This window comes from Pseudomonas jinjuensis (assembly GCF_900103845.1).
GTDB classification, from domain to species: domain Bacteria; phylum Pseudomonadota; class Gammaproteobacteria; order Pseudomonadales; family Pseudomonadaceae; genus Pseudomonas; species Pseudomonas jinjuensis.
This window is the reverse complement of record NZ_FNIJ01000002.1, coordinates 1-25,632: the sequence shown is the minus strand read 5'-3', so window position 1 is coordinate 25,632 and position 25,632 is coordinate 1. Positions and strand designations below refer to the sequence as shown.

The 25,632-nt window shown below is 67.2% G+C and carries 26 protein-coding genes; 14 read left to right on the top strand and 12 right to left on the bottom strand.

Features of this window, described 5'->3' with window-relative positions; translation table 11 throughout:
• Positions 1–53: 53 nt before the first annotated feature.
• Positions 54–1,463, bottom strand: coding sequence for an aminotransferase-like domain-containing protein (locus tag BLR75_RS02545; protein WP_084310141.1), 1,410 nt, complete (start codon positions 1,461–1,463; stop codon positions 54–56).
• Between the two features lie 124 nt (positions 1,464–1,587).
• Between BLR75_RS02545 and BLR75_RS02540 the strand changes: the two genes are divergently transcribed.
• Both BLR75_RS02540 and BLR75_RS02535 read left to right on the top strand, forming a co-directional pair.
• The gene (locus tag BLR75_RS02540; RefSeq protein ID WP_084310142.1) at positions 1,588–2,439 is read left to right on the top strand and encodes a DMT family transporter; all 852 of its coding nucleotides are present in this window, start codon (positions 1,588–1,590) and stop codon (positions 2,437–2,439) included.
• A gap of 108 nt (positions 2,440–2,547) precedes the next feature.
• Positions 2,548–4,923, top strand: a complete 2,376-nt coding sequence (locus BLR75_RS02535; RefSeq protein ID WP_084309806.1) for a DEAD/DEAH box helicase — start codon at positions 2,548–2,550, stop codon at positions 4,921–4,923.
• A 170-nt stretch (positions 4,924–5,093) separates the two neighbouring features.
• Here the strand turns inward: BLR75_RS02535 and BLR75_RS02530 are convergent, their stop codons facing one another.
• Positions 5,094–5,576, bottom strand: coding sequence for a phosphate-starvation-inducible protein PsiE (locus BLR75_RS02530; protein ID WP_084309805.1), 483 nt, complete (start codon positions 5,574–5,576; stop codon positions 5,094–5,096).
• A gap of 167 nt (positions 5,577–5,743) precedes the next feature.
• Between BLR75_RS02530 and BLR75_RS02525 the strand changes: the two genes are divergently transcribed.
• From BLR75_RS02525 to BLR75_RS02510, 4 genes are all read left to right on the top strand, one after another.
• Entirely contained in the window at positions 5,744–6,013 is a 270-nt protein-coding gene (locus tag BLR75_RS02525) for a DUF3509 domain-containing protein (RefSeq protein ID WP_084309804.1), read from the top strand.
• A gap of 175 nt (positions 6,014–6,188) precedes the next feature.
• Positions 6,189–6,452: a YebG family protein gene (locus BLR75_RS02520; protein WP_084309803.1), complete on the top strand. Its 264-nt coding sequence runs from the start codon at positions 6,189–6,191 to the stop codon at positions 6,450–6,452.
• A gap of 166 nt (positions 6,453–6,618) precedes the next feature.
• Positions 6,619–7,248, top strand: a complete 630-nt coding sequence (locus BLR75_RS02515) for a hypothetical protein (protein WP_084309802.1) — start codon at positions 6,619–6,621, stop codon at positions 7,246–7,248.
• A 135-nt stretch (positions 7,249–7,383) separates the two neighbouring features.
• Positions 7,384–8,004, top strand: a complete 621-nt coding sequence (locus tag BLR75_RS02510) for a helix-turn-helix transcriptional regulator (RefSeq protein ID WP_084309801.1) — start codon at positions 7,384–7,386, stop codon at positions 8,002–8,004.
• On the opposite strand, the gene BLR75_RS02505 is transcribed toward BLR75_RS02510, so the two are convergent.
• The 4 genes from BLR75_RS02505 to BLR75_RS02490 form a co-directional block, all read right to left on the bottom strand.
• The gene (locus BLR75_RS02505) at positions 8,001–9,113 is read right to left on the bottom strand and encodes a dihydrolipoamide acetyltransferase family protein (protein ID WP_084309800.1); all 1,113 of its coding nucleotides are present in this window, start codon (positions 9,111–9,113) and stop codon (positions 8,001–8,003) included. The genes BLR75_RS02510 and BLR75_RS02505 overlap by 4 nt on opposite strands.
• 140 nt (positions 9,114–9,253) lie before the next feature.
• On the bottom strand, positions 9,254–10,246 hold the full coding sequence (locus BLR75_RS02500; protein ID WP_084309799.1) for an alpha-ketoacid dehydrogenase subunit beta: 993 nt from the start codon (positions 10,244–10,246) through the stop codon (positions 9,254–9,256).
• Positions 10,239–11,372 (bottom strand): pyruvate dehydrogenase (acetyl-transferring) E1 component subunit alpha, encoded by a 1,134-nt coding sequence (pdhA, locus tag BLR75_RS02495; RefSeq protein WP_084309798.1) that lies wholly within the window; start codon positions 11,370–11,372, stop codon positions 10,239–10,241. The genes BLR75_RS02500 and pdhA overlap by 8 nt, the downstream gene beginning before the upstream one ends.
• 180 nt (positions 11,373–11,552) lie before the next feature.
• Entirely contained in the window at positions 11,553–12,572 is a 1,020-nt protein-coding gene (locus BLR75_RS02490) for a Leu/Phe/Val dehydrogenase (RefSeq protein WP_084309797.1), read from the bottom strand.
• A 162-nt stretch (positions 12,573–12,734) separates the two neighbouring features.
• Here BLR75_RS02490 and BLR75_RS02485 point away from each other — a divergent pair, with 162 nt between their 5' ends.
• Positions 12,735–13,541 carry a SirB1 family protein gene (locus BLR75_RS02485; protein ID WP_084309796.1) on the top strand — a complete coding sequence of 269 codons (807 nt, stop codon included), beginning with the start codon at positions 12,735–12,737 and terminating at the stop codon, positions 13,539–13,541.
• A 199-nt stretch (positions 13,542–13,740) separates the two neighbouring features.
• Here BLR75_RS02485 and BLR75_RS02480 read toward each other — a convergent pair whose 3' ends face one another.
• The 3 genes from BLR75_RS02480 to BLR75_RS02470 form a co-directional block, all read right to left on the bottom strand.
• Positions 13,741–14,508, bottom strand: coding sequence for a crotonase/enoyl-CoA hydratase family protein (locus tag BLR75_RS02480; protein ID WP_084309795.1), 768 nt, complete (start codon positions 14,506–14,508; stop codon positions 13,741–13,743).
• Between the two features lie 137 nt (positions 14,509–14,645).
• Positions 14,646–14,852 carry a hypothetical protein gene (locus BLR75_RS02475; RefSeq protein WP_084309794.1) on the bottom strand — a complete coding sequence of 69 codons (207 nt, stop codon included), beginning with the start codon at positions 14,850–14,852 and terminating at the stop codon, positions 14,646–14,648.
• Between the two features lie 63 nt (positions 14,853–14,915).
• A complete protein-coding gene (locus BLR75_RS02470) occupies positions 14,916–15,344 on the bottom strand; it encodes a Crp/Fnr family transcriptional regulator (protein WP_245726093.1) in 429 nt (142 codons plus the stop codon).
• A gap of 150 nt (positions 15,345–15,494) precedes the next feature.
• On the opposite strand from BLR75_RS02470, the gene BLR75_RS02465 reads away from it, so the two are divergent.
• The 5 genes from BLR75_RS02465 to BLR75_RS02445 all read left to right on the top strand — a co-directional run bounded on the left by BLR75_RS02465 (position 15,495) and on the right by BLR75_RS02445 (position 19,649).
• The gene (locus tag BLR75_RS02465; protein ID WP_084310137.1) at positions 15,495–16,490 is read left to right on the top strand and encodes a D-cysteine desulfhydrase; all 996 of its coding nucleotides are present in this window, start codon (positions 15,495–15,497) and stop codon (positions 16,488–16,490) included.
• 114 nt (positions 16,491–16,604) lie between these two features.
• On the top strand, positions 16,605–17,405 hold the full coding sequence (gene tcyJ, locus BLR75_RS02460; protein WP_084309793.1) for a cystine ABC transporter substrate-binding protein: 801 nt from the start codon (positions 16,605–16,607) through the stop codon (positions 17,403–17,405).
• The gene (gene tcyL, locus BLR75_RS02455) at positions 17,402–18,076 is read left to right on the top strand and encodes a cystine ABC transporter permease (protein WP_084309792.1); all 675 of its coding nucleotides are present in this window, start codon (positions 17,402–17,404) and stop codon (positions 18,074–18,076) included. The genes tcyJ and tcyL overlap by 4 nt, the downstream gene beginning before the upstream one ends.
• A complete protein-coding gene (tcyN, locus tag BLR75_RS02450) occupies positions 18,073–18,834 on the top strand; it encodes an L-cystine ABC transporter ATP-binding protein TcyN (RefSeq protein ID WP_084309791.1) in 762 nt (253 codons plus the stop codon). The genes tcyL and tcyN overlap by 4 nt, the downstream gene beginning before the upstream one ends.
• A gap of 116 nt (positions 18,835–18,950) precedes the next feature.
• The gene (locus BLR75_RS02445) at positions 18,951–19,649 is read left to right on the top strand and encodes a pirin family protein (RefSeq protein ID WP_084309790.1); all 699 of its coding nucleotides are present in this window, start codon (positions 18,951–18,953) and stop codon (positions 19,647–19,649) included.
• Between the two features lie 355 nt (positions 19,650–20,004).
• Here BLR75_RS02445 and norW read toward each other — a convergent pair whose 3' ends face one another.
• Together norW and norV are read right to left on the bottom strand one after the other, a co-directional pair.
• On the bottom strand, positions 20,005–21,171 hold the full coding sequence (gene norW, locus BLR75_RS02440; RefSeq protein ID WP_084309789.1) for an NADH:flavorubredoxin reductase NorW: 1,167 nt from the start codon (positions 21,169–21,171) through the stop codon (positions 20,005–20,007).
• A complete protein-coding gene (norV, locus tag BLR75_RS02435; RefSeq protein WP_084309788.1) occupies positions 21,168–22,652 on the bottom strand; it encodes an anaerobic nitric oxide reductase flavorubredoxin in 1,485 nt (494 codons plus the stop codon). The genes norW and norV overlap by 4 nt, the downstream gene beginning before the upstream one ends.
• 172 nt (positions 22,653–22,824) lie before the next feature.
• Between norV and norR the strand changes: the two genes are divergently transcribed.
• A complete protein-coding gene (norR, locus tag BLR75_RS02430) occupies positions 22,825–24,357 on the top strand; it encodes a nitric oxide reductase transcriptional regulator NorR (protein WP_084309787.1) in 1,533 nt (510 codons plus the stop codon).
• Positions 24,358–24,675: 318 nt separating this feature from the next.
• Here the strand turns inward: norR and BLR75_RS02425 are convergent, their stop codons facing one another.
• Positions 24,676–25,155 (bottom strand): hypothetical protein, encoded by a 480-nt coding sequence (locus BLR75_RS02425; protein WP_084309786.1) that lies wholly within the window; start codon positions 25,153–25,155, stop codon positions 24,676–24,678.
• A 228-nt stretch (positions 25,156–25,383) separates the two neighbouring features.
• On the opposite strand from BLR75_RS02425, the gene BLR75_RS02420 reads away from it, so the two are divergent.
• Positions 25,384–25,632 (top strand): transposase (locus BLR75_RS02420; RefSeq protein WP_139206987.1); only part of this gene is annotated, 249 nt, incomplete at its 3' end.

Here is a 25,632-nt window from a genome sequence, read left to right as displayed (position 1 = left end):
CGGTCACTCCGTTCGCGAGCAAGCTCGCTCCTGCAGGTTGGCGCTCCGGCGACCTACGCGGAATGGCCTTCTGCAGCCACCCCACCCATCGCCCTCTCCAGCACCTCGAACACCCGCGGCGACTGGCACTGGGCGACGTTGAAGCGCAGGAAGCGCCCGCACGACTGGCTCAGGCTGAACACGTTGCCCGGCGCCAGCACCACGCCCTCGGCCAGCGCCGCGCGGGATACCGCCGCGCCGTCCAGACCCTCCGGCAGTTCCGCCCAGACGAAGATCCCGCCGCGCGGTTCCAGCCATGGCTGCAGGCCGAGGCGGCGCAAGCGCGGCAGGGTTTCGCCCATGGCGTCGGCCAGGCGCGCGCGCAGGCTTTCCACATGGCGGCGGTAGCTGCCCTTGCGCAGCAGTTCGTGGAGCAGTTCGGCGCTGAACGGGCTGTTGCCGAAGCTGGTCGCCAGCTTCAGGTCCACCAGTTGCTCGCACCAGTCGGCCCGCGCGGCAATGAAGCCGCAGCGCACCGAGGCGGACAGGGTCTTGGAGAAGCTGCCGACCTGGATCACCCGTTCCAGCCCGTCGAAGGCGGACAGCCGCGGCGCGTTCTCCAGTTCGAAGTCGGCGAAGATGTCATCCTCGACGATCAGCAGGTCATGGGCCTCGGCGAGCTTGAGCAGGCGGTGCGCCACCAGCGGCGAGAGCACCGCGCCGGTCGGGTTGTGGAAGGCCGAGTTGGTGATGTACAGGCGCGGCCGCTGGCGTTCGAGGATGCCGGCCAGCGCCTCGATGTCCGGCCCATTGGGTGTGTAGGGCACACCGATTACCTGCACGCGGTGCGCGCGCAGCAGGGCCTGGAAGTTGAAGTAGCCGGGATCGTCGAGCAGCACGGTGTCGCCCGGTTCGAGGAGGAAGCGGCAGATCAGGTCGATGGCCTGGGTGCCGCTGTCGGTCAGCACGATCTGCTGCGCGCCGACCGCCACGCCGTGCTCGGCCAGGCGCCGCGCCAGCTGTTCGCGCAGCGCCGGGTGGCCGTAGGGGCGGCCGTATTCCAGCAGGCTCGACTGCGGCTCGCGGGCGATCTGCCGCAACGCGCGGCGGATTTCCGCGTCCGGCAGCCAGGTTTGCGGCAGCCAGCCACAGCCCGGTTTGAGGGCTTCTTCAGAGGCCTCCAGCGACTGGCGGGATATCCATAGCGGATCGATGCTGCGGTCCGGCGCCGGGCCGATCTCCGCCAGGGACAGCGGCGGCGGATGCCCGCAGACGTAGAAACCGGAACCGCGCCGCGCCTCGATCACGCCGTCCGCCGCCAGCCGGTCATAGGCTTCGACCACGGTGGTCTTGGACACCCCGAGGCTGTCCGCCAGCCCGCGGATCGACGGCAGCCGCTCGCCCGGCACCAGCGAGCGCGCCGCCAGGCGTTCGCGCACCGTGCGCATCACCGTATCGACGCGGCTTTCCGCTCTTCCCGCCATGTCCACACCCTCGACTGTACCGATGAATTTCCAGGACAGTTTGTACATATTGTACCTTTGCTGTCACTGGCGAGCCGACAACCCGAAAGCCATGCTGGACTCCATCGCTCCACAGGTGACGCACATGAACGGCTGGCTCAGCGGCTTTCTCGGCATCCTCATCTTCAGCGGCTCGCTGCCGGCCACGCGGGTGGCGGTGCTGAGCTTCGACCCGATCTTCCTCACCCTCGCCCGCGCCAGCATCGCCGGGTTGCTGGCGGCGGCGATCCTGCTCCTGCTGCGCCAGCCGCGTCCGCGGCGGCGCGACCTGCTGCCGCTGCTGGTGACCGCCGGCGGCGTGGTGCTCGGCTTCCCGCTGCTCACAGCCCTGGCGCTGCGCCAGGTCAGCTCGGCCCATGCCATCGTCTTCGTCGGCCTGCTGCCGCTGGCCACCGCGCTGTTCGGCGTGCTGCGCGCCGGCGAGCGGCCGCATCCGGCGTTCTGGGTGTTCGCCGTGCTCGGCAGCGCCTCGGTGGCCGCCTACGCGCTGGCCCAGGGCGGCGCGGCTTCGCTGGTCGGCGACCTGCTGATGCTCGCCGCCATCCTCGCCTGCGGCCTCGGCTATGCCGAAGGCGCGCGGCTGTCGCGGCATCTGGGCAGCTGGCAGGTGATCTGCTGGGTGCTCGTGCTTTCGCTGCCGGCGATGCTGCCGCTGATGCTCTGGACCTGGCCGGGCGACGTGCTCGCGGCCGGCTGGCCGGCGCTGCTGAGCCTCGGCTACGTGTCGCTGTTCAGCATGCTGATCGGCTTCTTCTTCTGGTACCACGGCCTGGCCCGTGGCGGCATCGCGGCGGTCGGCCAGCTGCAGCTGCTGCAGCCATTCTTCGGCCTGGCGCTGGCGGCGCTGCTGCTGCACGAGAGCGTCAGCCCGCTGATGTTCGGCGCCGCCCTGGCGGTGGTCGGCTGCGTGGCGGGGGCACGGCGCTTCGCCCGCTGATCCGGACAACCAGCCTGTACGTCAGTCGAGTTCCGGTTCCTTCCGCGCCCAGCCTTGGTAATATCGGGCGTTTGTGTAGAGCGGCCCGCCCGCCGGAAGGAAAGTCGGATGAAGCCCCCCTCCGAACCGTCATCGCCCGCGCCGGCATCCGAAGTCGTGGTTCCGCGTGCGCGCCTGACCCTGGGCAGCCACGTGCACAGCGGCTTCGACCTGCGCAGCGGGCGTATGCAGAACATTTCCCGGCATCGCGCCGCCCTCGCCTTCCTCTACGGCGAAACCCCGGTCTCCGGCACCCTCACCGCGCGCTCCGCCAGGGAGCTGCGGGTGTTCCAGGACGACCGCATCGTCCGCGTCAGCCGCCAGCCGGAGCGCGAGAACGCGCTGCGCCTGGAACTGCGCCAGCTCGGCTTCAAGCCGGCGATGCGCCGCAGCGATGCGCTGGAAGACAGCGCCGGGGAAATGTTCGAGCTGCCCGACGACAGCGCCTGGCAGGACTTCATGCGCGAAAGCCTGCCGCAACTGCGCGAGCGCGGCTGGGAAATCGACATCCGCCCGGAATTCGTCTTCGACCTCACGCCGGTGGAAGACTGGTACGCCGAGATCGAGGAAACCGACGACCGCCAGTGGTTCGACCTGGAGCTGGGCATCCAGGTCGAGGGCCGCCGCGTCAGCCTGCTGCCGTCGCTGATCGAGCTGATCCGCCGCACCCCGGCGCTGCTCGACCCCATCGCCCTCGCCCGCCACGCCGACGACGAACAGCTGGTGCTGCGCGTCGACGCCGGACGCAATCCGGTGCAACCCTGGCAGATCGCCTCCGAGCGGCCGCTGCGCATCGCCATCCCCTTCGCCCGCCTGAAGCCGCTGATCGGCACCCTCGCCGAGTTCTACTTCGGCGAGCAGGCGCCGGTGCGCCGCCTGCGCATGGGCAGCGCCGACGCCGCGCGGCTCGGCGACCTGGAGGAGCTGCCGCTGAGCTGGCAGGGCGGCGAACAGCTGCGCCACATCGCCCAGCGCCTGCGCGACTACCGCGCCCAGCCGGCGCCGCTGCCGGAGGGCCTGCGCGCCGAGCTGCGGCCCTACCAGCACGAGGGCCTGAGCTGGATGCAGGCGCTGCGCGAGGTGGACGCCAGCGGCATCCTCGCCGACGACATGGGCCTCGGCAAAACCCTGCAGTCGCTGGCCCACGTGCTGCTGGAAAAGCAGGCCGGCCGCCTCACCGCGCCGGCGCTGGTGGTGATGCCGACCAGCCTGATCCCCAACTGGCTGGACGAGGCCGAACGCTTCACCCCCGAGCTGCGCGTGCTATCCCTGCACGGCGCCGGCCGCCGCCGCGACTTCGCGAAGATCGCCGAGCACGACCTGATCCTTACCACCTATGCCCTGCTGCCGCGCGACGTGGAGAAGCTGGAGAAGCAGCCCTTCCACCTGCTGATCCTCGACGAGGCGCAGAACATCAAGAACGCCGAGACCAAGGCCGCCCAGGCCGCGCGCCAGCTGAACGCGCGGCACCGCCTGTGCCTGACCGGCACGCCGCTGGAAAACCACCTCGGTGAGCTGTGGTCGCTGTTCCACTTCCTCCTGCCCGGCTGGCTCGGCGACGCACGGCGCTTCGCCCAGGACTACCGCACGCCGATCGAACGCCACGGCGACCAGGCCCGGCTGGCCCACCTGGCGGCGCGCATCCGCCCGTTCCTGCTGCGCCGCACCAAGGAGCAGGTGGCCTCGGAGCTGCCGCCGAAGAGCGAATTCATCCAGCACATCGAACTCAGCGAGGCGCAGCGCGACCTCTACGAAACCGTGCGCCTGGCGCTGGACCAGAAGGTCCGCGAGGAAATATCCCGCCGTGGCCTGGCGCGCAGCCGCATCATCATCCTCGAAGCGCTGCTCAAGCTGCGCCAGGTGTGCTGCGACATCCGCCTGGTGCAGAAGGAGGCCGGCAGCGGCAAGGCGTCGAAGACGGTGACCTCGGGCAAGCTCGCCTACCTGCTGGACATGCTCGAAGAGCTGCTTTCCGAAGGCCGGCGGGTGCTGGTGTTCTCGCAGTTCACCTCGATGCTCGCGCTGATCGGCGACGCCCTGAAACAGCGCGGCCTCGACTACGCCCTGCTGACCGGTGACAGCCGCGACCGCCGCAAGCCGGTGCAGGACTTCCAGGAAGGCCGCGTGCCGCTGTTCCTGATCAGCCTCAAGGCCGGCGGCGTCGGCCTCAACCTGACCGCGGCGGACACGGTGATCCACTACGACCCCTGGTGGAACCCCGCCGCCGAGAACCAGGCCAGCGACCGCGCCTACCGCATCGGCCAGGACAAGCCGGTGTTCGTCTACAAGCTGATCGCCCGCGGCACGGTGGAGGAACGCATCCAGCTGCTGCAGCGGGAGAAATCCGCGCTGGCCGCCGGCATCCTCGAAGGCGCCGGGACCGACTGGCAGCTGGATGACGCAGACATCGACGCGCTGTTCGCGCCGCTGCCGAAGGCGTTGTAGGACGTAGGGCGGGTGAAACCCGCATTGCCCGGGGCATTCTGTTCGCGAGCAAGCTCGCTCCTACGGAATAACGCCGCGCCCCTGTAGGAGCGAGCTTGCTCGCGAATCCGCTCCATGCCCGCGACCGATCCCGCACAAAGACATCGCGCGCATGGCGCCGGCACAAGGGATCAGCGTTCGTCCTCGCCGATCAGATCGCGCTCGCCGCTGCCGCCCTTGGGCGAACTCGGCGACGGGAAGCGCGACGAGGCGAAGCGCACCACCAGGATCGCCACGGCCAGCAGCAGAAGCGCCACCGAGACCAGGATGATGCCGTCGTCCGGCACGTGGTTGTGCTGGATGTCGGCGATCATCAGGCGGGTCAGCGCGGTCATCGCCACGTAGATCAGGAAGCGCACCGGCATGTGGTTGGTCTTGAAATAGATGCCGACCATCGCACCCAGTTCGAGGTAGATGAACAGCAGCAGGATGTCGTCGATCTTCGCGTGGCCCTGGGAAACCATGCCGATGAATGCGGCCACCGCCGACCAGAACACCGTGGCGCCTATGGCGAACAGGGCCAGGTAGTGGAATGCCTCCACCAACAGGTTGCCCAGCGACTCCGCGCATCCATGCATGTGCTGGCGCAGGCGTTCGGCCCAATTCAGTTTCATTTCGTCGGTTCTCCCCTGGCTGACCGATAGTTGGCATGAACCGAGCAAGTTACACGCCATTGATTTCACTCAGGAAGCACTTCGCGCGGCTGCGGCAATATGCCCCGAACTTTCTCCGCCGGCTTCCAGTCCATGAAAGGCAAGCCCCAACCCAGGCAGGAGCGAAAATGGAAAGTCCCTTTCAGGTGCTGACGAAGGCGTTCCAACCCCAGTACCGGGTCAATTTCAGCCTCGAACGACTGGACGGCAGCATCGTCCTCACGCTCTCCACCGACGCCGGCGTGGCCGCCAAGCGCCTGATCCGTCCCAGCCAGATGCAGAACCCGGAGCAGCTGCAGCGCTTCATCCAGAGCATCCGCTTCGGCATCGCCATCGAACAGGGCACCAGCGCCCCCGAACTGCTGGCCGCCATGACCGGCCTGCGCAAGGCCTCCTGATCCCCCCTTCCGACGCACCGTCCTGCGGCAACCCGCCCCGAAGCAGAGCACCCCGATGATGGCCAGAATAATGGCACGGGGGCTTTGCACGTCGCGGTGAATCCCGTATGCTTTTACTGTATAAAAAAACAGTACTTTCCTACCCTGAATTACGAGAAGGCATACGAGGTGATGAATGGCCGTCGAAGTGGTGTACCGCAGCAGCCGCGATCCGGAGCGCCTGTTCATGGATAAGGCCGAAGCCGACCGGCACGACAGGATGCTCGAACTGGCGGAGCGGCTGGCGGAAGTCCTGCAGAAGGCGGTGCCCTCGCTGAACGAAGAGCAGGTCGAGGAACTCGGCATCTTCATGGCGAAGAACCGCGACACCTTCGCCCGCGCCTTCAAGAACCAGCCGGACGCCCTCGGCGAACTCTCCGCCGCAGACTCCGACGCCTGATCCCTCCTCCCGTTCGCAGGCCGCTGGCGCCTGCGAACGTCCCGTTTTTCCTGCCCTCCCGTACCGTTCGTCCGCCACCCTTGCCATCGGCAATTTAGGCATTTTTTTATGCTTTAATTGCTTTTCAGGGGGATGCGGGGGCAACCATTTCACGAGGGTAACCGTCATGATCATCCGAACTCTGGCTCTGCTGTTGATAGCCCTGTGCGCACAACCGGCCTTCAGCCAGACGGCATACGCCGCAGCCCCGGAAGCGCAGAATGCCGCCCTGACCACCCGCCTGGCGCTGCGTGACCTGTGGGTCGAGCACATCTTCTGGGTCCGCAACTACGCGGTCGCCAACCAGTTGGGCGACAAGGCGCAGGCCGAAGTCGCCGCCAAGGAAGTGGTCGCCAACGCCACCTCCATCGCCAACAGCATCGCCCCGCTCTACGGCCAGCCCGCCGCCGACCAGTTGCTCAAGCTGCTCGCCGGCCACTGGGGCGCGATCAAGGCCTACAGCGACGCCACGGTGGCGAAGAGCGAAGCGAAGAAGAAGGCCGCGACCGATGACCTGGTGAGCAACGCCGAGGCCATCGCCACCTTCCTCTCCGGCGCCAACCCCTACCTGCCGAAGGACACCCTGGTGAACCTGCTCACCGCCCACGGCGGCCACCACATCAGCCAGATCGACCAGCTTGCGCACAAGGACTACGCTGGCGAGGCGAAGACCTGGCACGCCATGCGCGAGCACATCCTGGCGATCGCCGATGCGCTGGCGGGGGCGTTGGTGAAGCAGTTTCCGGACAAGTTCTGAGGGGCTTTCCCCTTGGCGCAGGGCGAATGACCGTTCGCGGTCATCCGCCGCAAACCTGGCGCTGACGCCCATCGGTGGATGACGCTGGGCGTCATTCACCCTACGTCAGGGTGCCCAGCACAGACGAGGTAACCGATGTTTCTCGGCCTAGGACGTACCCAGCAGGATCTGCTCAGCGCATTGCTGTACTGCCCGGAAGGCATGAGCATCGACGACCTCGCCGAGCACCTGGGCGTCACCCGCACCGCGGTGCGCCAGCACCTCGCCGCGCTGGAGCGCGACGGCCTGGTGGAGCGCACCGCGACCCGGCCCACCGGCCGCCGGCCGCAGCAGCTGCACCAGCTCACCGAACTCGGCCGCGAACAGTTCCCCCGGCAGTACCAGTTGCTCGCCGACCTGCTGATCGGCGAGGTCGCCGAGCTGATCGGCCATGAGCAGCTGGTGCGCATCATGCGCGAGCTGGGGCGCAAGCTGGCCGGCAACCTGGAGCGGCAGGCGGTGGACGAACAGCGCATCGCCAACCACATGCAGCAGGCCGGCTACGAGGCGCAACTGATCGCCAGTACCGCGGGCGAGACGGAAATCGTCGCCTACAACTGCATCTTCCATCACCTCGCCAGCGCCCATCCGGAAGTCTGCGAGCTGGACCTGGCGCTGATCGCCGGCCTCGCCGGGCGCGGCGTCGAGCACCTGGAATGCATGGTGCGCGGCGGCGCGGTGTGCCGCTTCCGCCTGAAGGACGAGGACGAGTCCTAGTCCGGCTCTTCCAGCGCCTGCACCAGCACCTTGAGGAAGCGCGCCGCTTCGCCGCCGGTCACCGCACGGTGGTCGAAGCTCAGCGACAGCGGCAGCCGCGGATGGATCGCCACCTGTCCTTCCCAGGCCACCGGCTCGTCACGGATGCCACCGGCGCCGATGATCGCCACCTGCGGCGGCACCACCACCGGGCTGGCGTAGCGGCCGAACAGGGTGCCGAAGTTGGACAGGGTGATGGTGGCGCCGAGCATTTCCTGCGGCGGGATCGAGCGCGACTGCACGTCGGCGCGCAGCCGCGCGATGCCGGCCCGGAGGTCTTCGGCGCTGCGTTCGCCGACATTGCGCAGGACCGGCACGAACAGCCCATCCGGCGTATCCACGGCGATGCCCAGGTCGACCTGCGGGTGCTGGCGGAGCGACAGCGAGGCGCCGTCGAACCAGCTGTTCAGCAGCGGTTCCTCGCGGCAGGCCACGGCGATGGCCTGGGCCAGGCGGATCAGCGGATCGCGGGCGGCGCCCCAGCGCTGCAGGTCGGCGTCGCCGTGGATGGTCACCGGCACCACCTCGGCATGGGAACGCGCCATGTTGATCGCCATGCTCCGCCGCACCCCGCGCAGGCGCTCGCCGCCGAAGGAGTCGCGCGCGCTCTGCGCCGCCGCCTCGACATCGGCGCGGGTGATCAGGCCGGCAGCGCCGGAACCGCTCAGCCCGGCCAGTTCCACCCCCAGCTGCCGCGCCAGCTGGCGCACCGCCGGGGTGGCGCGTGGCGCCAGGTGTTCGCGGGTGGAGGGCGCCGCGCCGACGAAGAACTGGTCGACCTGGGCGTTCTCGCCGCCACCCTCCAGGCGGCCGACCACGGTGCCGGCATCCGTCTCCTCGCCCTCGTAGGCCACCAGCGGCTCGCCGACGTGCAGCACGTCGCCCTCGGCGCCGAACAGCTTCACCACCACGCCGTCATGGGGCGCCGGGATTTCCACCAGCGCCTTGGCGGTCTCCACCGAGACCAGCGGCTGGTCGGCCTTCACCCGCTCGCCGGCCTTGACGTGCCACTGACTGATCTCCGCTTCCTGCAGGCCTTCGCCGAGGTCGGGCAGCTTGAAGTATTTCATCGCGGTCTCCTTTGCCTCGGGGTCTGTCGCGGGCATGGCCCGCTCCTACACGGGATTCGCGAGCAAGCTCGCTCCTACAACGTCGACGCCGGCTTATCGTTCCCACGCTCCCGCGTCCGTTCCGGTGGACGTCGCCGCGCTCACGCATAGTTCATTACCGTCTCGCACGCCGCCAGGATGTCCTCCACCCCCGGCATGTACAGCGGCTCCAGACGATACAGCGGCGGCGGGATGTCCGGCGCGGTGACGCGCTGGATCGGCGCCTGCAGGTCGAGCAGCGCGCGTTCGTAGAGGCTGGCGGCGATTTCCGCGCCCAGCGCGCAGCTCTTCGGCGCCTCGTGGACGATCACGCAGCGGCCGGTCTTGCGCACCGAGGCTTCCAGCGTGTCGAGGTCGAGCGGCTTGAGGCTGGCGACGTCGATCACCTCGGCGCCGATGCCGCGCTCGGCCAGGGCATTGGCGGCCTGCAGCGTCTCGTGGACGCTGGCGCCCCAGCTGATCAGGGTGAGGTCCGCACCTTCGCGCAGGGTGAAACAGGTATCCAGCGGCAGGCGCTTGCCGTCGTCCACCAGCGGTTGCGGGCTCACCCGGTACAGCCGGGTCGGTTCGAGGAAGATCACCGGGTCCGGATCGTCGATGGCCGCCAGCAGCAGGCCGTAGGCGCGCGCCGGCGAGGACGCGGCGATCACCCGCACGCCGGGGATGTGCGCCAGCATCGCCTCGGTGGCCTCGCTGTGGTGCTCCGGCGCGCGGATGCCGGCGCCCATCGGCGTGCGCAGCACCAGCGGGCAGCCGATGCGCCCGCGGGTGCGGTTGCGCATGCGGCTGGCGTGGGACACCAGTTGCTCCATGGCCGCGTAGATGAAGCCCATGAACTGGATTTCCAGCACCGGCTTCAGGCCCTGGGCGGCCATGCCGATGCTCAGTCCGGCGATCATGTTCTCCGCCAGCGGCGTGTCGAGCACCCGCTTGAAGCCGAAGCGTTCGCGCAGGCCGAGGGTGGCGCGGAACACCCCGCCGTTGACGCCGACGTCCTCGCCTAGCACCACCACGTTCTCGTCTTCGCTCATCGCCCGGTGCAGCGCGAGGTTGACCGCTTCCAGCAGGCTGGCCTTGCCATTGGCTTCAGGCATGGTGCAGCCCTCCCTTCACCCTGACGGCATCCACCGGAGCGGCCGCCGCGGCACGCCGGGCGACCCGCTCGGCAAGCATCTCGCGCTGGTCGTCGAGCGCCGCCGGCCACTGCGCGTAGACGTGCTCGAACAGCGCTTCCGGCGGCTGCGGCGTGATCGCCTCGAAGTTTTCCAGCGCCTGCTGCACCAGTTTCTGGCATTCGCCGACCAGCGCCTGCTCGCGGCGCTCGTCCCACATGCCGTGGGCGGCGAGGAAGCTCTGCAGGCGCTTGACCGGCTCCTCGCGCCAGGCCTGGCTGACTTCCTCGGCCGAGCGGTAGCGGCTGGCGTCGTCCGCCGTGGTGTGGTCGCACAGGCGGTAGGTGATGCACTCCAGCAGCGCCGGCCCCTTGCCCTGCCGCGCCCGCTCCAGCGCCGCGCGCACGCGGTCGTACACCGCCAGCACGTCGTTGCCGTCCACCTGCTCGCCGTGGATGCCGGCGCCGACGGCCTTCTGCGCCAGGGTCGGCGCGCCGCACTGGATGCGCCGCGGTACCGAGATCGCCCATTGGTTGTTGTTGACCACGAACACCACCGGCAGCTGCCAGGCGCCGGCGACGTTCAGCGCCTCGAGGAAATCACCCTTGCTGGTCGCGCCGTCGCCGCAGGTGGTCACCGCCACCCGGTGCTCGCCACGGATGCGGAAGGCAGAGGCGACGCCGCAGGCATGCAGCGCCTGGGTGGCGATCGGCACGCTGATCGGGAAGTCCTCGGCGCAGGCCGGATCGGCGAAGGCGCTGCCGCGCTCGTCGCCGCCCCAGTAGAGGAGGATTTCCTCCATGCGCACGCCGCGCTGGAACTGCGCGCCGATGTCCCTGTAGTAGGGCACCAGCACGTCCTCCGGCCGCATCAGGCTGCCGACGGCGACGCCGATGGCTTCCTGGCCAAGGTTCGCGGGATAGGTGCCGATGCGCCCGGTGCGCTGCAGCGCCACCGCCTTCTGGTCGAACAGGCGGGTCAGCACCATTTGCCGGTAGAGGTGCAGCAGCAGGCCAACGTCGTCGACCCAGGCGGGCAGCTCGCCGAGCAGGCGGCCGTTGGGATCGAGAAAGCGGGTGTATGGCAGGTCGAACGTGCTGTGCGGCATGACTCCCCTCCTCCGCGCGCTGGATAAGCGAGCCGGTTGCACATCCGCCGCTTGTGGCGGCGAAGCTCCGGCGCCACGGGGGTTGCCCGCTGCCGGTGCCGCGGCTGGCCCGGTCCGGGCGCGCCGTGGTGATACTTCCGAGGGCCCGGTGTGTCCCGGGGCGTTTCGAATGCCTTTGTCCTAACTATAGAGGATGCGCTCCGCCAGCATGTCCGCGACCCGCGCCGGCGAGCTGCGGTCGGCCTGGGCGTGGGCGTAGACCTCGGTCAGCCGCGTGGAAATCTGCGACAGGTGCGCGGTGATGTTCGACGGCGACTCGCCCTGGTGCTGCAGCGCGACGAAGATCAGCCCGCCGGAATTGATCACGTAGTCCGGCGCATAGAGGATGCCGCGCGCTTCCAGCTCGTCGGCCACCTCCGGCTGCGCCAGCTGGTTGTTCGCCGCGCCGGCCACCGCCGCGCAGCGCAGGTGAGCGACGCTCTCCGAGGTCAGCACGCCGCCGAGGCCGCACGGCGCGAGGATGTCGCACGGGGTCGAGAGCAGCGTGTCGTTGGCCAGCGGATGGGCGCCGAGCTGTTCCACGGCGAGCTGCACCTTGCCGGCGTCCAGGTCGCTGACCAGCAGCTCCGCACCCGCCGCTGCGAGGTGTTCGGCGAGGGCGTAACCGACGTGGCCGAGCCCCTGGATCGCCACCCGCAGCCCCTCCAGGTCGTCGCCGCCGAGGCGTGCCAGGGCGGTGGCGCGAATCCCGGCGAACACGCCGAGGGCGGTGTGCGGCGAGGGATCGCCGCCGCTGGTGGTGCTGGTGACGTGGCGGGTGTGCTGGGCGATGCAGTCCATGTCGGCGCTGGAGGTGCCGCTGTCCACCGCCGTCACGTAGGCGCCGTTCAGCGACTCGATCATCCGGCCGAAGGCCTCGAACAGCGCGCCGCGGTTGTCCACGTGCGGCGAACGGATGATCACCGACTTGCCGCCGCCCTGGCGCAGGCCGGCCAGCGCGGCCTTGTAGCTCATGCCCTGGGCCAGGCGCACGGCATCCTGGATGGCGGCTTCGGCGTTGGGATACGGCAGGTAGCGGCAGCCACCCAGGGCCGGCCCGAGCCGGGAACTGTGGATGGCGATGATGGCCTTGAGCCCCGTGACCGGGTCCTGGGCGAGATGCAATGACTCGAGTCGGGCGGCTTCCATCATGTCGAACATAACGGCGCTCCCTCACTGGCGCGGGCTGATCCGCCCGCTGGAAATGGCCCCCTCAGTATAGGCAGGGCGGCCGCCCGCGGGCCCGGCGCCGACGATCAGTTGCCGGCACTGGACGAAGATCGGCGCTACGGTTAAAACCGGAGAACCACCCCGGAGGACGCCATGGACCCGCGCCAAGCCTGCCTCGCCTGCCTTGCCCAGGAGCCACCCGCCCTGTTCGAGGCAGCGCTGTGGATCGCCGCCGAACACGAACCGGACCTGCCGCCCGAGCGGGTCCGGCCGACCTTCGACGGCCTGCTGCAGCAGGTGCGACTCGGCCTGGCGGAAGGGGCCGACGACGCCGAGCGCGCCCAGCTGCTGCTGCGCCGGCTGGCTTCGCTGGGTTTCAGCGAGGACGACTATCCGCCGCAACCGCGGGTCGCCCTGCTGCCGCAGGTGCTGCTGCGCCGCCGGGGGCAGCCGCTGTCGCTGGCGCTGATCGCCCTGGAGCTCGCCCGGCGCCTGGGCATCGACCTGGTCGGGGTGAATTTCCCCGGGCACTTCCTCCTCCGCGTGCCGGGCGCCGACCACCAACTCGACCCGGTCACCGGCCGCCGCCTCTACGCCCGCGACTGCCGCGACCTGCTGCTGCGCCACGCCGGCCCGCACGTGGAACTGCAGGCCAGCCACCTGCGCACCGCCAGCCCGGCGGAAATGCTCCAGCGCCTGTCGCGCAACCTGCGCCAGCTGCACCTCTCCGCCGGCGAACCGCTGGCCGGCCTGAAGGATGCCCAGCGCGTTCTGGAACTGGGCGAAGCCACCGTCGCCGACCACCTCGCCCGCGCCGAGTTCTACCGCCAGCTGGACTGCCCGCAGGCCGAGCGCTACGACCTCGAACGCGCCCTGCTGCTCAGCGAGGACCCGGCCGAACAGCTGCGCCTGAGCCAGCGCCTGGCGGAGATCGGCGTGCCGCACAAGGCGCTGCACTGAGAGTTTTCATGCGCCCGGATGGGCTCGCGGGCATGGCCCGCTCCTACACAGGATTCGCGAGCAAGCTCGCTCCTACAGGTCAACGCTGTGCCCGTAGGAGCGAGCTTGCTCGCGAACAAAACGCGCAGAGATACCAGAAGGGGCACCCCGGTAGGGCGCATAACGCCCCAGCGTTATCCGCCGCCACCCCGGAGAAACCCTAGAACTCCCCGTGCCGCCCCTCTCCCGAGGCAAAGCGCCGCGCTCCCGCCTGGGTCTCCCCGCTCATGACCACCGCCAGGCCGCCCTGGAATTCGTTGGCCATGGCCACGTCGAAGGAATAGTCCCACTGCCCGTAGACGCTGGCGCGGTCGGCGAGCATGCAGGCCTGGGGGAACTCGGCGATCTGCCGCGCCAGTTCCTCCGCCGCCTGGCGCGCCTGGCCCTTCGGCACCACGCGATTGGCCAGGCCGATCGCCAGCGCCTCGTCGGCCTGCAGCGGGCGGCCGGTTAGGATCAGGTCGAGCGCGCGACCCTGGCCGACGATGCGCGGCAGGCGCACCGTGCCGCCGTCGATCAGCGGCACGCCGAAGCGTCGGCAGAACACCCCGCACACCGCGTCCTCGGCCATCACCCGCAGGTCGGCGAGCAGCGCCAACTCCAGCCCGCCGGCCACGGCATGGCCTTCGATGGCGGCGATCAGCGGCTTGGCCAGCTGCATGCGGCTCGGCCCCATCGGCCCGTCGCCTTCCATCTCCAGGCGATTGCGCCGTTCTCCGCCCTCGGCCACCGCCCCCAGGTCGGCGCCGGCGCAGAAGGTCCCGCCGCTGCCGGTCAGTACTGCCACCCGCGCCTCGTCGTCCGCCTCGAAGGCACGCAGGGCATCGGCCAGGGCCTCCGCCGTGGGTCGATCCACCGCGTTGCGCAGCGCCGGGCGGTCGATGATCAGGGTGGTTACCGGGCCGGACTTTTCGACGATCAGGTTCATGGCGGACTCCTGGAAATGGGCGGGCATTCAGCCCCCACTCTTACAATGCATGGCGCGCGGAAACCAGAGGGCCGAAAAAGAAACAGGCCCATGATTTCTCATGGGCCTGCTTCCCTGGTCCTGGCGTTGGGCCTGCGTCAGCGCTTGCCCATGGAACGCCGCGAGCCGCGCGGCGCTGGTGGCCGGTAGGTGGCCTTGTCATGGTTCTTGTGCGGCTGGTAGGCGCTGGCCCCCTGCTTCTGCGCAGCCAGTGCGGCTTTCGCCAGTTCGGCGAGGGAAAGCCTGGGCTGTTCAGGGGCGGTTTCCGCGCTGTCGTCGCGGGGCGGCTGTTGGGAGGATGTCATGGGAGCGACCGGATTCTGATGGATGAAACGGCGCACATCATACCTGAAGGGCACCGCCGCGGCTCATATCGGGAAGCGCGTGTCCGGCCGGGCGGCGTATTCGTCGGCCTCCTGCCGGGTCAGCACCCACACCTGGCGGACCTGGCCGTTGACGTCGGCTTCCAGGCCGACGAACTTGCCCGCCAGCTGCGGCAGCATGCCATGCACCATGAAGCGCCCGGATTCGTCGCGGATGCGTACCGACACCGCCACGCTGTAGCTGACCGTCTTCGGATAGAGCCACAGCTTGGCTATCCGCACCAGCAGGCTGGGTTTGGGCTTCTTCAGGGTGATGACCGGGTAGGACGCGCTGTCCACCATGCCGATCAGCATTCCCGAAGGAATCGTCCGTGCCGCCTGCGCCGGTCCCGCGCAGGCCAGCAGCAGCGCGCAGGCGGCCAGCCAGGCGAACAGGGAGCCGCGTGCCGTCGTGCCCTTTGCCATCGTTTCCATGTAATCCCCCGATCCTGAAAAAATATCCTGCCGAGCCTAGCCTGTTCGCGCCGCGCTGTCCGCCCATTGCTTCACGTGTCGTTTGCCGCCGACCGCCCCTGGCTCTATGTTGAAAAATCGTCGTCCCCGCCATCGAGGTCATCCATGAGCATGCTGCGTGAATCGCTCGCCCGTTTTCCGCGTATCGAACTGATCGGTGCGCCGACGCCGCTGGACAAGCTGCAGCGTCTTTCCAGCCGCCTCGGCCGCGATATCTACGTCAAGCGCGACGACACCACGCCCTTCGCCCTCGGCGGCAACAAGGTGCGCAAGCTTGAATACCTCGCCGCCGACGCCCTGCGCGCCGGGGCGGATACCCTGATCACCGCCGGCGCCATCCAGTCCAACCACGTGCGCCAGACCGCCGCGCTGGCCGCGCGCCTGGGGCTGGAGTGCGTCGCCCTGCTGGAGAATCCGATCGGCACGGCGGACGCCAACTACCTGAACAACGGCAACCGCCTGCTGCTGGACCTGTTCGGCGCCAAGGTCGTACTGGTCGACAACCTCGACGACGCCGACGCGCAACTGCAGGCCGCCGGCGAACGCCTGCGCAGCGCCGGGCGCAAGCCCTACCTGGTGCCGATCGGCGGCTCCAACGCCCTCGGCGCCCTCGGCTACGTGCGCGCCGGGCTGGAGCTGGCGGAGCAGGTCCACGCCAGCGGCAAGGGCTTCTCCGCCGTGGTGCTGGCCTCCGGCAGCGCCGGCACCCATGCCGGCCTGGCCGTGGCGCTGGCCAAGGCCCTGCCGCATACCCCGGTGATCGGCGTCACCGTCTCGCGCAGCGATGCGGCGCAGCGGCCCAAGGTGGAAAATCTGGTGCAGGAGACCGCCGACCTGCTCGGCTACACCCTGCCCGCCCACTTCGCCATCGAACTGTGGGACGAGTATTTCGCCCCGCGCTACGGCGAGCCCAACGCCGGAACGCTGGACGCCGTGCGCCTGCTGGCCGGCCAGGAAGGGCTGCTGCTCGACCCGGTCTACACCGGCAAGGCCATGGCCGGATTGCTCGACGGCGTGGCCCGCCAGCGCTTCGACAAGGGTTCGCTGCTGTTCCTGCACACCGGCGGCGCACCCGCGCTGTTCGCCTATCATCCGAGTTATCTATAGATCGAATGATCTATGCATAAAATTTCTTATTATTTTATCGCATAAGTCTTCTCATCCTATATTCGCCGCTCGTTGGACTAACCTGCTTAAACAAACCAAAACCGGGGGAACCCCATGATCTTCTCCGCATTGCGACGTCGTTTCGTGTTCGCCGGCCTGACCCTCGCGCTGGGCAGCGCCCTGTTCGGCCAGGCCGTAGCCGCCGAAGACCTGCTCGCGCAGATCAAGGAAAAGGGTGAGATCAAGATCGGCCTGGAGGGCACCTATCCGCCCTTCAGCTTCGTCGACGAGTCCGGCAAGCTCAGCGGCTTCGAGGTGGAGTTCTCCGAACTGCTGGCCAAGCAGCTCGGCGTCAAGGCGAAGTTCCAGCCGACCAAGTGGGACGGCATCCTCGCCGCGCTGGAGTCCAAGCGCCTGGACGTGGTGATCAACCAGGTGACCATCTCCGAGGAGCGCAAGAAGAAGTACGACTTCTCCGAGCCCTACACCGTCTCCGGCATCCAGGCGCTGACCCGCAAGGGCGACGAAGGCAGGTTCGCCAAGCCGGAGGACCTGGCCGGCAAGAAGGTCGGCGTCGGTCTCGGCACCAACTACGAGCAGTGGCTGAAGGAAAACGTCCCGCAGGCCGACGTGCGCACCTACGAGGACGATCCGACCAAGTACCAGGACCTGCGCATCGGCCGCATCGACACCATCCTCATCGACCGCCTGGCCGCCTTCGAACTGGTCGGCAAGACCGGCGAAACCCTCGCCGTGGCCGGCGCGCCGTTCGCCCGCCAGGAAGCCGGGGTCGCCCTGCGCAAGGGCAATCCGGAACTGCTCGCGGCGATCAACCAGGCCATCGACAAGCTGCGCGCCGACGGCAGCCTGAAGGCGCTGTCGGAAAAGTGGTTCAAGGCTGACGTCACCCAATGATCGACGCAAGCCTGCAGCTTGCGCTGGACTCCGCGCCCTTCCTGCTCAAGGGCGCGGTCTACACGGTGGGCCTCAGCGTCGGCGGGATGTTCTTCGGCCTGATCCTCGGCTTCCTGCTGGCGCTGATGCGCCTCTACGGCTTCGGCCTGCTGCGCTGGACCTCGCGCATCTACGTCTCGTTCTTCCGCGGCACGCCGCTGCTGGTGCAGCTGTTCGTCATCTATTACGGCCTGCCGCAGCTGGGCATCGAACTCGACCCGCTGCCCGCCGCGCTGATCGGCTTCTCGCTGAACATGGCGGCCTACGTCTGCGAAATCCTCCGCGCCGCCATCGGTTCCATCGACCGCGGCCAGTGGGAAGCCGCCGCCAGCATCGGCATGACCCGCGCACAGACCCTGCGCCGCGCGATTCTTCCGCAAGCCGCGCGCACCGCCCTGCCACCGCTGGGCAACAGCTTCATCTCGCTGGTCAAGGACACCGCGCTGGCCGCCACCATCCAGGTGCCGGAGCTGTTCCGCCAGGCGCAGCTGATCACCGCGCGCACCTTCGAAGTCTTCACCATGTACCTGGCCGCGGCGCTGATCTACTGGGTGCTGGCGACCGCCCTCGCCCACCTGCAGAATCGCCTCGAAGCGCGGGTCAACCGCCATGACCAGGAGCCCGGGGCATGATCAGTGTCCGCCAGTTGACCAAGACCTTCCATGGCCAGGAGGTGCTCAAGGGCATCGACCTCGACGTCGCGCCGGGCGAAGTGGTGGCGATCATCGGCCCGAGCGGCTCCGGCAAGACCACCCTGCTGCGCTGCCTGAACCTGCTGGAAACGCCCAGCGGCGGGACCATCCGTGTCGGCCAGATCGAGATCGACGCCTCGCGCCCGCTCAAGCAGCAGCAGGGCCTGATCCGCAGGTTGCGCCAGCACGTCGGTTTCGTGTTCCAGAACTTCAACCTGTTCCCGCACCGCACGGCGCTGGAAAACGTCATCGAAGGCCCGCTGATCGTGAAGAAGGAGCCGCGCGCCAGCGCCGAGACGCGCGCCCGCCAGTTGCTCGCCAAGGTCGGCCTGTCCGGCAAGGAAGACGCCTACCCGAAGCGGCTTTCCGGCGGCCAGCAGCAGCGCGTCGCCATCGCCCGCGCCCTGGCGATGCAGCCGGACGTGATCCTCTTCGACGAACCCACCTCGGCGCTCGATCCGGAGCTGGTTGGCGAAGTACTGGCGACCATCCGCAGCCTGGCCGAGGAGAACCGCACCATGGTCATCGTCACCCACGAGATGAGCTTCGCCCGCGACGTGGCGAACCGGGCGATCTTCATCGACAAGGGCGTGATCGTCGAACAGGGCGAGGCCAGGGCGCTGTTCGCCAATCCACGCGAGGAACGCACCCGGCAGTTCCTCAGCAAGTTCCTGGGCGGCGATAAACAATCTACTTAATAGATAGGAAAATCCGAATATTTGCGCTTTTTTATCGATTAGATTCTGACGATCATCTCTCTCGTCAACCGCGCAAGGCAGGCTTTCCGCCCCTTGCGCCCAACGAGGATCGCCAGATGATCGAACGCAGACCCTTCCAGCAACTCGGCGGCGCCAACCATGGCTGGCTCAACGCCAGGCACCATTTCTCCTTCGCCGAGTACTACGACCCCGCACGCATGAACTGGGGTCCGCTGCGCGTCTGGAACGACGACGAGATCGCCCCCGGCGGCGGCTTCCCGCCGCACCCGCACCAGGAGATGGAAATCATCACCTACGTCCGCCAGGGCGCGATCACCCACCAGGACAGCCTGGGCAACAAGGGCCGCACCGAAGCCGGCGACGTACAGGTGATGAGTGCCGGCAGCGGCATCGTGCACTCCGAGTACAACCTGGAGCAGGACCTGACGCGGATCTTCCAGATCTGGATCATGCCCTCGCAGCGTGGCGGCAAGCCGTCCTGGGGCGCCAAGCCCTTCCCGAAAGGCGACCGCGCCGGCCGCTTCGTCACCCTCGCCAGCGGCTACGACAGCGACACCGACGCCCTGCCCATCCGCGCCGAAGGCCGCCTGGTCGCCGCCACCCTGAAGGCCGGCCAGACCGCCGAATACACCCTGGGCGCGGACCGCCGGGCCTACCTGGTGCCGGCGGCTGGCAAGGTGGAAGTCAACGGCATCCTGCTCGAAGCCCGCGACGGCGCGGCGATCGCCAAGGAAGAAGTGGTGAAGGTGACGGCGCTGGAGGACAGCGAGGTGATTCTGGTGGATGTCGTCTGATCGTTAGCGCGGGAAAGAAAAAGGGCACGTCGTTGACGTGCCTTTTTTCGTTATGTGGGATGGCGCTGCTTGCGGCAGATCGAATTTTACGCATGGTATAGACGCTCCACGACGACCTCTCTGCTTCGAAAAAGAGGCCGATGGTAGTGAGTTAATCCTGCGTGGCTGCCTGCCAGAAAGTGTCCGGATGCTCGTGGAATGAGTGTCCGGATCAGCGTGGAATCACTGTCAGGATGTTCGTGGAATGGGTGTCCGAGTCAGCGTGGAATCCGCACAGTGGGCGGGAATGAGGTGCAGGGACATGGAAACTCTCCTCGAATGGCCGGGTTGGTCCGGCCTCAGTTAACGAAATGAATTAACGGGGTAGCTGGCGCAGCAGCGGGAAGGCGGCACTCATCTGATCGCCCCCCACCACGAAGCCACACAGCGCGCCATCTTCACCGCGAGCCTCGGCCACCATGCCGTGACTGTTCCAGCGGCACTGCCAGGCCAGATCCTCACCCTGGGTGCAGCCCGCCAGTTGTAGCGGGTAGTGCGGCGTCTTCACCTTCACCAGCATGGGCGGCAGGGTCAGCGGGGTCGGCGTGCCAAGCAGGGTCTTGGCCAAGGCATGAGCTCCTAGAACTATAGGCTGCAGGAAGGGAAGCAGTTGCCCCTGCCACTCGGCGCAATCCCCTAGCGCGAAGATATGGGGATCGCTGGTCTGTAGCCGATCGTCGACTCGGATGCCGCGCCCGACTTCGAGCCCGGCGTCTCGGGCCAAGGTCAGGTTCGGCCGCAAGCCGATGGCGGCGATCACCAGATCCTGCTCGCTGACGCGACCGTCGCTGAGGGTCACCCGCCAACCATCGCCAGGCCGATCGGGATCGATCGGGTTGAGCCCGGCAAGGCCCTGTCCTAGCACCAACTCCACACCCTGCGCACGCAGCGCCTGCTGCAACGGCTGGCTAAGGGCCGCCGGTAGCAGAGTACTGAGCGGGCTGGCAGCCAGATCCACCAGCGTAACCTGGCGCTCGTCACTCGCCATGTCCATCGCCAGCTCGCAGCCGATCAGACCCGCCCCCAGCACCATGATGCGACTGGCCTGCAGGATACGCTGCTCGGCGGCGGCGTACTCCTGCTGGCTGTTGAGGGTTATCAGCCGCTCCGAGCCCGGGATGGGCGGGCGCGCCGCGCTGGCGCCGGTAGCCAGCACCAGCCGATCATAGGGGTACTCTGCCTGCCCGGTCAGCACCACCCGCCGAGCAGGATCGATGCCGAGCACCGGGCAGTGAGGCATTAGCGTGATGCGCTGCTGCTCGGCAAATTCGCCTCCGCTCAGCCGGGTCATGGCGGCGGCGCTGCAACCCCGGCTCACCACGTGGCTGAGATCCGGCTTGTTGTATTCATCGCCGCTGTCGGCGGTGATTAGACGGATGGGCTGATCGACGTTCAGCTTGCGCAGGCTCTTGACCAGCTGCTGAGCGGCAAAGCCGCTGCCGATCACGATGATTTCGCTGTGACTCATGGCTGCTTCGCTCATGCCGCCACTTCCGTCGCGCAGGCTTCGAATACTTCCTTGCCGATGCCGCAGCCGGGGCAGAGGAAACTGTCCGGCACCTGGGCCCAGGGAGTACCCGGTGCCACCAGCTGATCCGGCTCGCCGAGGACGGGGTCATAGACCCACTGGCAGACGACGCAGAGCATGCTCTGGTTATCGTCCAACTCGCTGGATGCCGGGGCGGCGACGGGGGCTGTCGGGGCCTCAACCACAGGAGCCGCCGCCACGGGGGCTGGGGTGGTGATCGAGCGGGGTGCCTCGAGCGGGTGCAGTGCCCATTGGCGAGCGAGCCGGCGGCCATGCTCACGGCACTCGGCCAATGCCGAGCCGTCCGGGCGCCACTTGGCCTTGAGGGAGATACTGATGTCGAAACCTGCATCCATCAACCGGGTCTGGATCCGGTCGACCGCGCCGCCGGTCCAGCCGTAGCTGCCGAAGGCCGAGGCGCGCTTGTTGCGAAAGCGCAGGCCGGTGATCTCCTCGAGCATGCCCGCCACCTTGGGCATCATGACGTTGTTCATGGTGGAGGAGCCCACCAGTATCCCCTTGGAGCGGAACACCTGAGTCAGGATCTCGTTCTTGTCGTGGCGGGCCACGTTGTAGATCTTCACCGCCACGCCGGGGTCCACCTCGTGGATGCCCTGGGCGATGGCATCGGCCATCATGCGGGTGTTGTTGGACATGGAGTCGTAGAACAGGGTGATGCGATCTTCCTGATAGTTGTCCGCCCACTCCAGGTACTTGAGGATGATCTGGGTGGGATCATCGCGCCAGACGATGCCGTGGGAGGTGGCCACCATGCTTACCGGCAGGTTGAAGCCCAGCACTTCCTTGATCTTGGCGGTCACCAGCGGGCTGAAGGGGGTGAGGATGTTGGCGTAGTAACGCCGGCATTGCTCCATCAGCTCTGTCTGATCCACCTCGTCGTTGAACAGGTGCTCGTCGCAGTAGTGCTGGCCGAAGGCGTCGTTGGAGAACAACACCGCATCCTCGGTCATATAGGTCATCATGCTGTCGGGCCAGTGCAGCATGGGGGTTTCGATAAACACCAGCTGCTTGCCGTTACCGATATCCAGGCTGTCGCCGGTCTTGACCGGGTGGAAGTTCCACTCCGGATGGTGATGGTGGCCGGTGATGGAATCGATGGCGTTGTGGGTGCAGTAGATGGGGGTGCCAGGGATGCGGGCCATCAGCTCGGTCAAAGCACCGGCGTGATCCTCCTCGGCGTGGTTGATCACCACGTAGTCGATGAGGCCGAGATCGATCTCGGCCGCCAGGTTCTGCACGAACTCGCGGCTGAACTTGTGATCGACGGTGTCGATCAGTACGTTCTTCTCTTCGCGAATCAGGTAACTGTTGTAGCTGGTGCCCTTGTCGGTCTTGTACTCGGTGCCGTGGAAGTCGCGTACCTCCCAGTCCAGTTGGCCGACCCAGTGAATGTTGTTTTTAACGTGAATAGTCATGAAGTTGATCGCCAGGATGCAATAGTGAATGTTCGACTGGAACTAGCTAGTGCAGCTGGCGTGCCAACTTTTAACTTATTGTTTTTATTGAAAATATTTTTATTAAATTGTCATTAAGACAATTATTGCCTATAGTCAAAATCACAAACACAATGTCATTTGGACAATCACCGTGATCTCGAACGACAGCCTTGCGCGCATCGCTCTCGACCTGCAACTCGGTATCTCCCATCAGGACAGATTCCATCGCCTGATCCAGAGCGTGCGCAGCCTGCTATGCTCCGATGCCTCGGCCCTACTGCGCTACGAGGGGGGCCAGTTCATCCCGCTGGCCATCGACGGTCTGATGCAGGACGTGCTGGGCCGCCGCTTCGCCCTCAAGGATCACCCGCGCATGGAGGCCATCGCCCGCGCCGGCGACGTGGTGCGCTTTCCTGCCGACAGCAGCCTGCCCGACCCCTATGACGGCCTGCTCCCGGATCACGACGACTTCAGGGTGCATGCCTGCGTCGGCCTTCCGCTGTTCTCGGATCAGGCGTTGATCGGCGCGCTGACCATAGACGGCATGAACCCGTCCCAGTTCGACGCCATCAGCGACGAGGAGCTACGACTGGTTGGCGCCCTGGCCGCCGCCGCCCTCAGCAACGCCTTGCTGCTGGAGCGGCTCGCCCGCCAGAGCGGCGAGCCGCTCTTCCCCGGCGCCCAATCCGGTCCGGGCCAGCCGGAGATGATCGGCCACTCCCCCGCCATGACCCAGCTGCGCCACGAGATAGCGGTGGTCGCCAGCTCCGAGCTGAACGTGCTGATCCTGGGGGAGACGGGAGTGGGCAAGGAGCTGATCGCCAAGGCGGTGCACCAGGGCTCGCCGCGCGCCAGCCAGCCGCTGGTCTATCTCAACTGCGCCGCCCTGCCGGAATCGGTGGCGGAGAGCGAGCTGTTTGGCCACGTAAAGGGCGCCTTCACCGGCGCCATACACAACCGGGCGGGCAAATTCGAGCTGGCCGATAGGGGCACCCTGTTTCTGGACGAGATAGGTGAGCTCTCCTTGCCCCTGCAGGCCAAGCTGCTGCGGGTGCTGCAATACGGCGATTTGCAGCGGATCGGTGACGACACCCCGCTCAAGGTGAACGTGCGCATCCTAGCCGCCACCAACCTGGATCTGAAGCAGGCGGTAGTCGAGGGGCGGTTTCGGGCCGATCTCTATCACCGGCTGAGCGTGTTTCCTATCCACGCCCCGGCGCTGCGGGAGCGCGCCGACGACATCCCCCTGCTGGCCGGTTATTTTTGCGAACGCTGCCGGATCAGCCTGGGGCTGGAGCGGCTGCGCATCCAGCCCCAGGCGTTGCAACTGCTCAGCCGTTACGACTGGCCGGGCAACGTGCGAGAGCTGGAGCACGCCATCCACCGGGCGGCTGTGCTGGCCCGAGCCGAGCAAGGTAATCAGACACCGGCCCTCGCCAGCCACCACTTCAACCTGTCAGCGTCCGGCCCGGCTCAGGCCCCCGCCAGTGCGAACCCACGCCCGGCCCAGTCACTGCTGACCGCTGGCCTGGGACTGCGCGCCGCCACCGACGCCTTCCAGCTCGGGCTGATCGAGCAGACACTAGCGGCCCATAACGGCAACTGGGCCGCTACCGCTCGCGTGCTGGAGCTCGATAGTGGCAACTTGCACCGGCTCGCCCGGCGGCTCGGCCTCAAATCCTGATGCCGCCACAGCACCCCCCCCTCGCAACGGAGGGGTTCTAATGGGGCTGCCGTTCGCTTGCAAACCGTGGGCGATCAGCACAGGGACTTGACTAAGCGACGGACGATCAACTCCGGCTGTACCGTCCCGCAAAGTGGCTTGCAATCTTAACTCTGTGAGCTGGGTATGTGCTCGGCGGCCGGTGGCGCGAGCCCACGGGAACTCTCGTAACATCCGGACCAAGCCCGCCCCGCTGGACTGCAGAGATGGTTTAGCGAGCGACTGCTTTTGGCCCTAGCGACCAGTGCGACCAGAGGGCCGGGGAGATCGCCGTTGCTTCTAGGCGCGGGCGTTCTTCTTCTGCAGGATCACCGACGCTTCGTTATAGGCGCTCTGGAAGGCGTCGCTTTCAAGCCAGGCCACTGCCGTGTCTTCGTCTTCATCGTAGAAGATCGCGCGATAGGTGATCAGCAGGCCCATAATGAAATCGGTCGCGGCCTCTTCCGACTCCTCGGCGACCACCAGCATCAACACCGGGTATTGCAGGAACACCAGGCACATGGCGAGCAGACTGATGCCCTCGCCGGCCTTCATGGCCAGGAACAGATCGGCGAAATCCGCCGGATCGAAGCCGTTCTCCTCGATGTCCTTGAAGTCGAAGGTGCTCAAGTCGATCTCGACATCGTCGAACGGCTCGTTGATCAGCGGGTTTGCCAGAATCGGATGGACGACATTGTCTTTCGGCTTGCCCATGCGGTTCTGCTTGGCCTTGGCTTTGGCTCGCTGGGCACGCTTCTTCTGTTTGTCTGGAGAGGCCATGGAGGCGAGTTCCTTGTTCGGGGCAGCCATATTCATGGCCCGGAAAGGTCAGGCGACCATTATATGCAGTCTTGGCTGGGTTCTGCGGTTGAATATGGCGACTCCGAGCCCCCGAACCAGATCGGGTCTCAGCCACAACACAGACGTCCGCTCCTGGCCCAGGCTGTGTAAAAACGTTGGCATCGACCTTGCTCGGATTTGATGGAATCAAACTCAGCAGGGCGGCCCATGAAGCGTTTCATCCAGGGAGAACATCGAGGTCAAAGCACGCTGCTTCCGGAGAGCCTGGATGACTACGTCGCGGACACCAACCCGGTGCGGGTGGTCGATGTGTTCGTCGATGAACTCGACCTCGGCCAGTTGGGTTTCGACGGTGTCGTCCCGGCGGAAACGGGCAGACCTGCTTACCATCCTGCCGATCTCCTGAAGATCTACATCTACGGCTATCTCAATCGCATCCAGTCCAGTCGCCGGCTG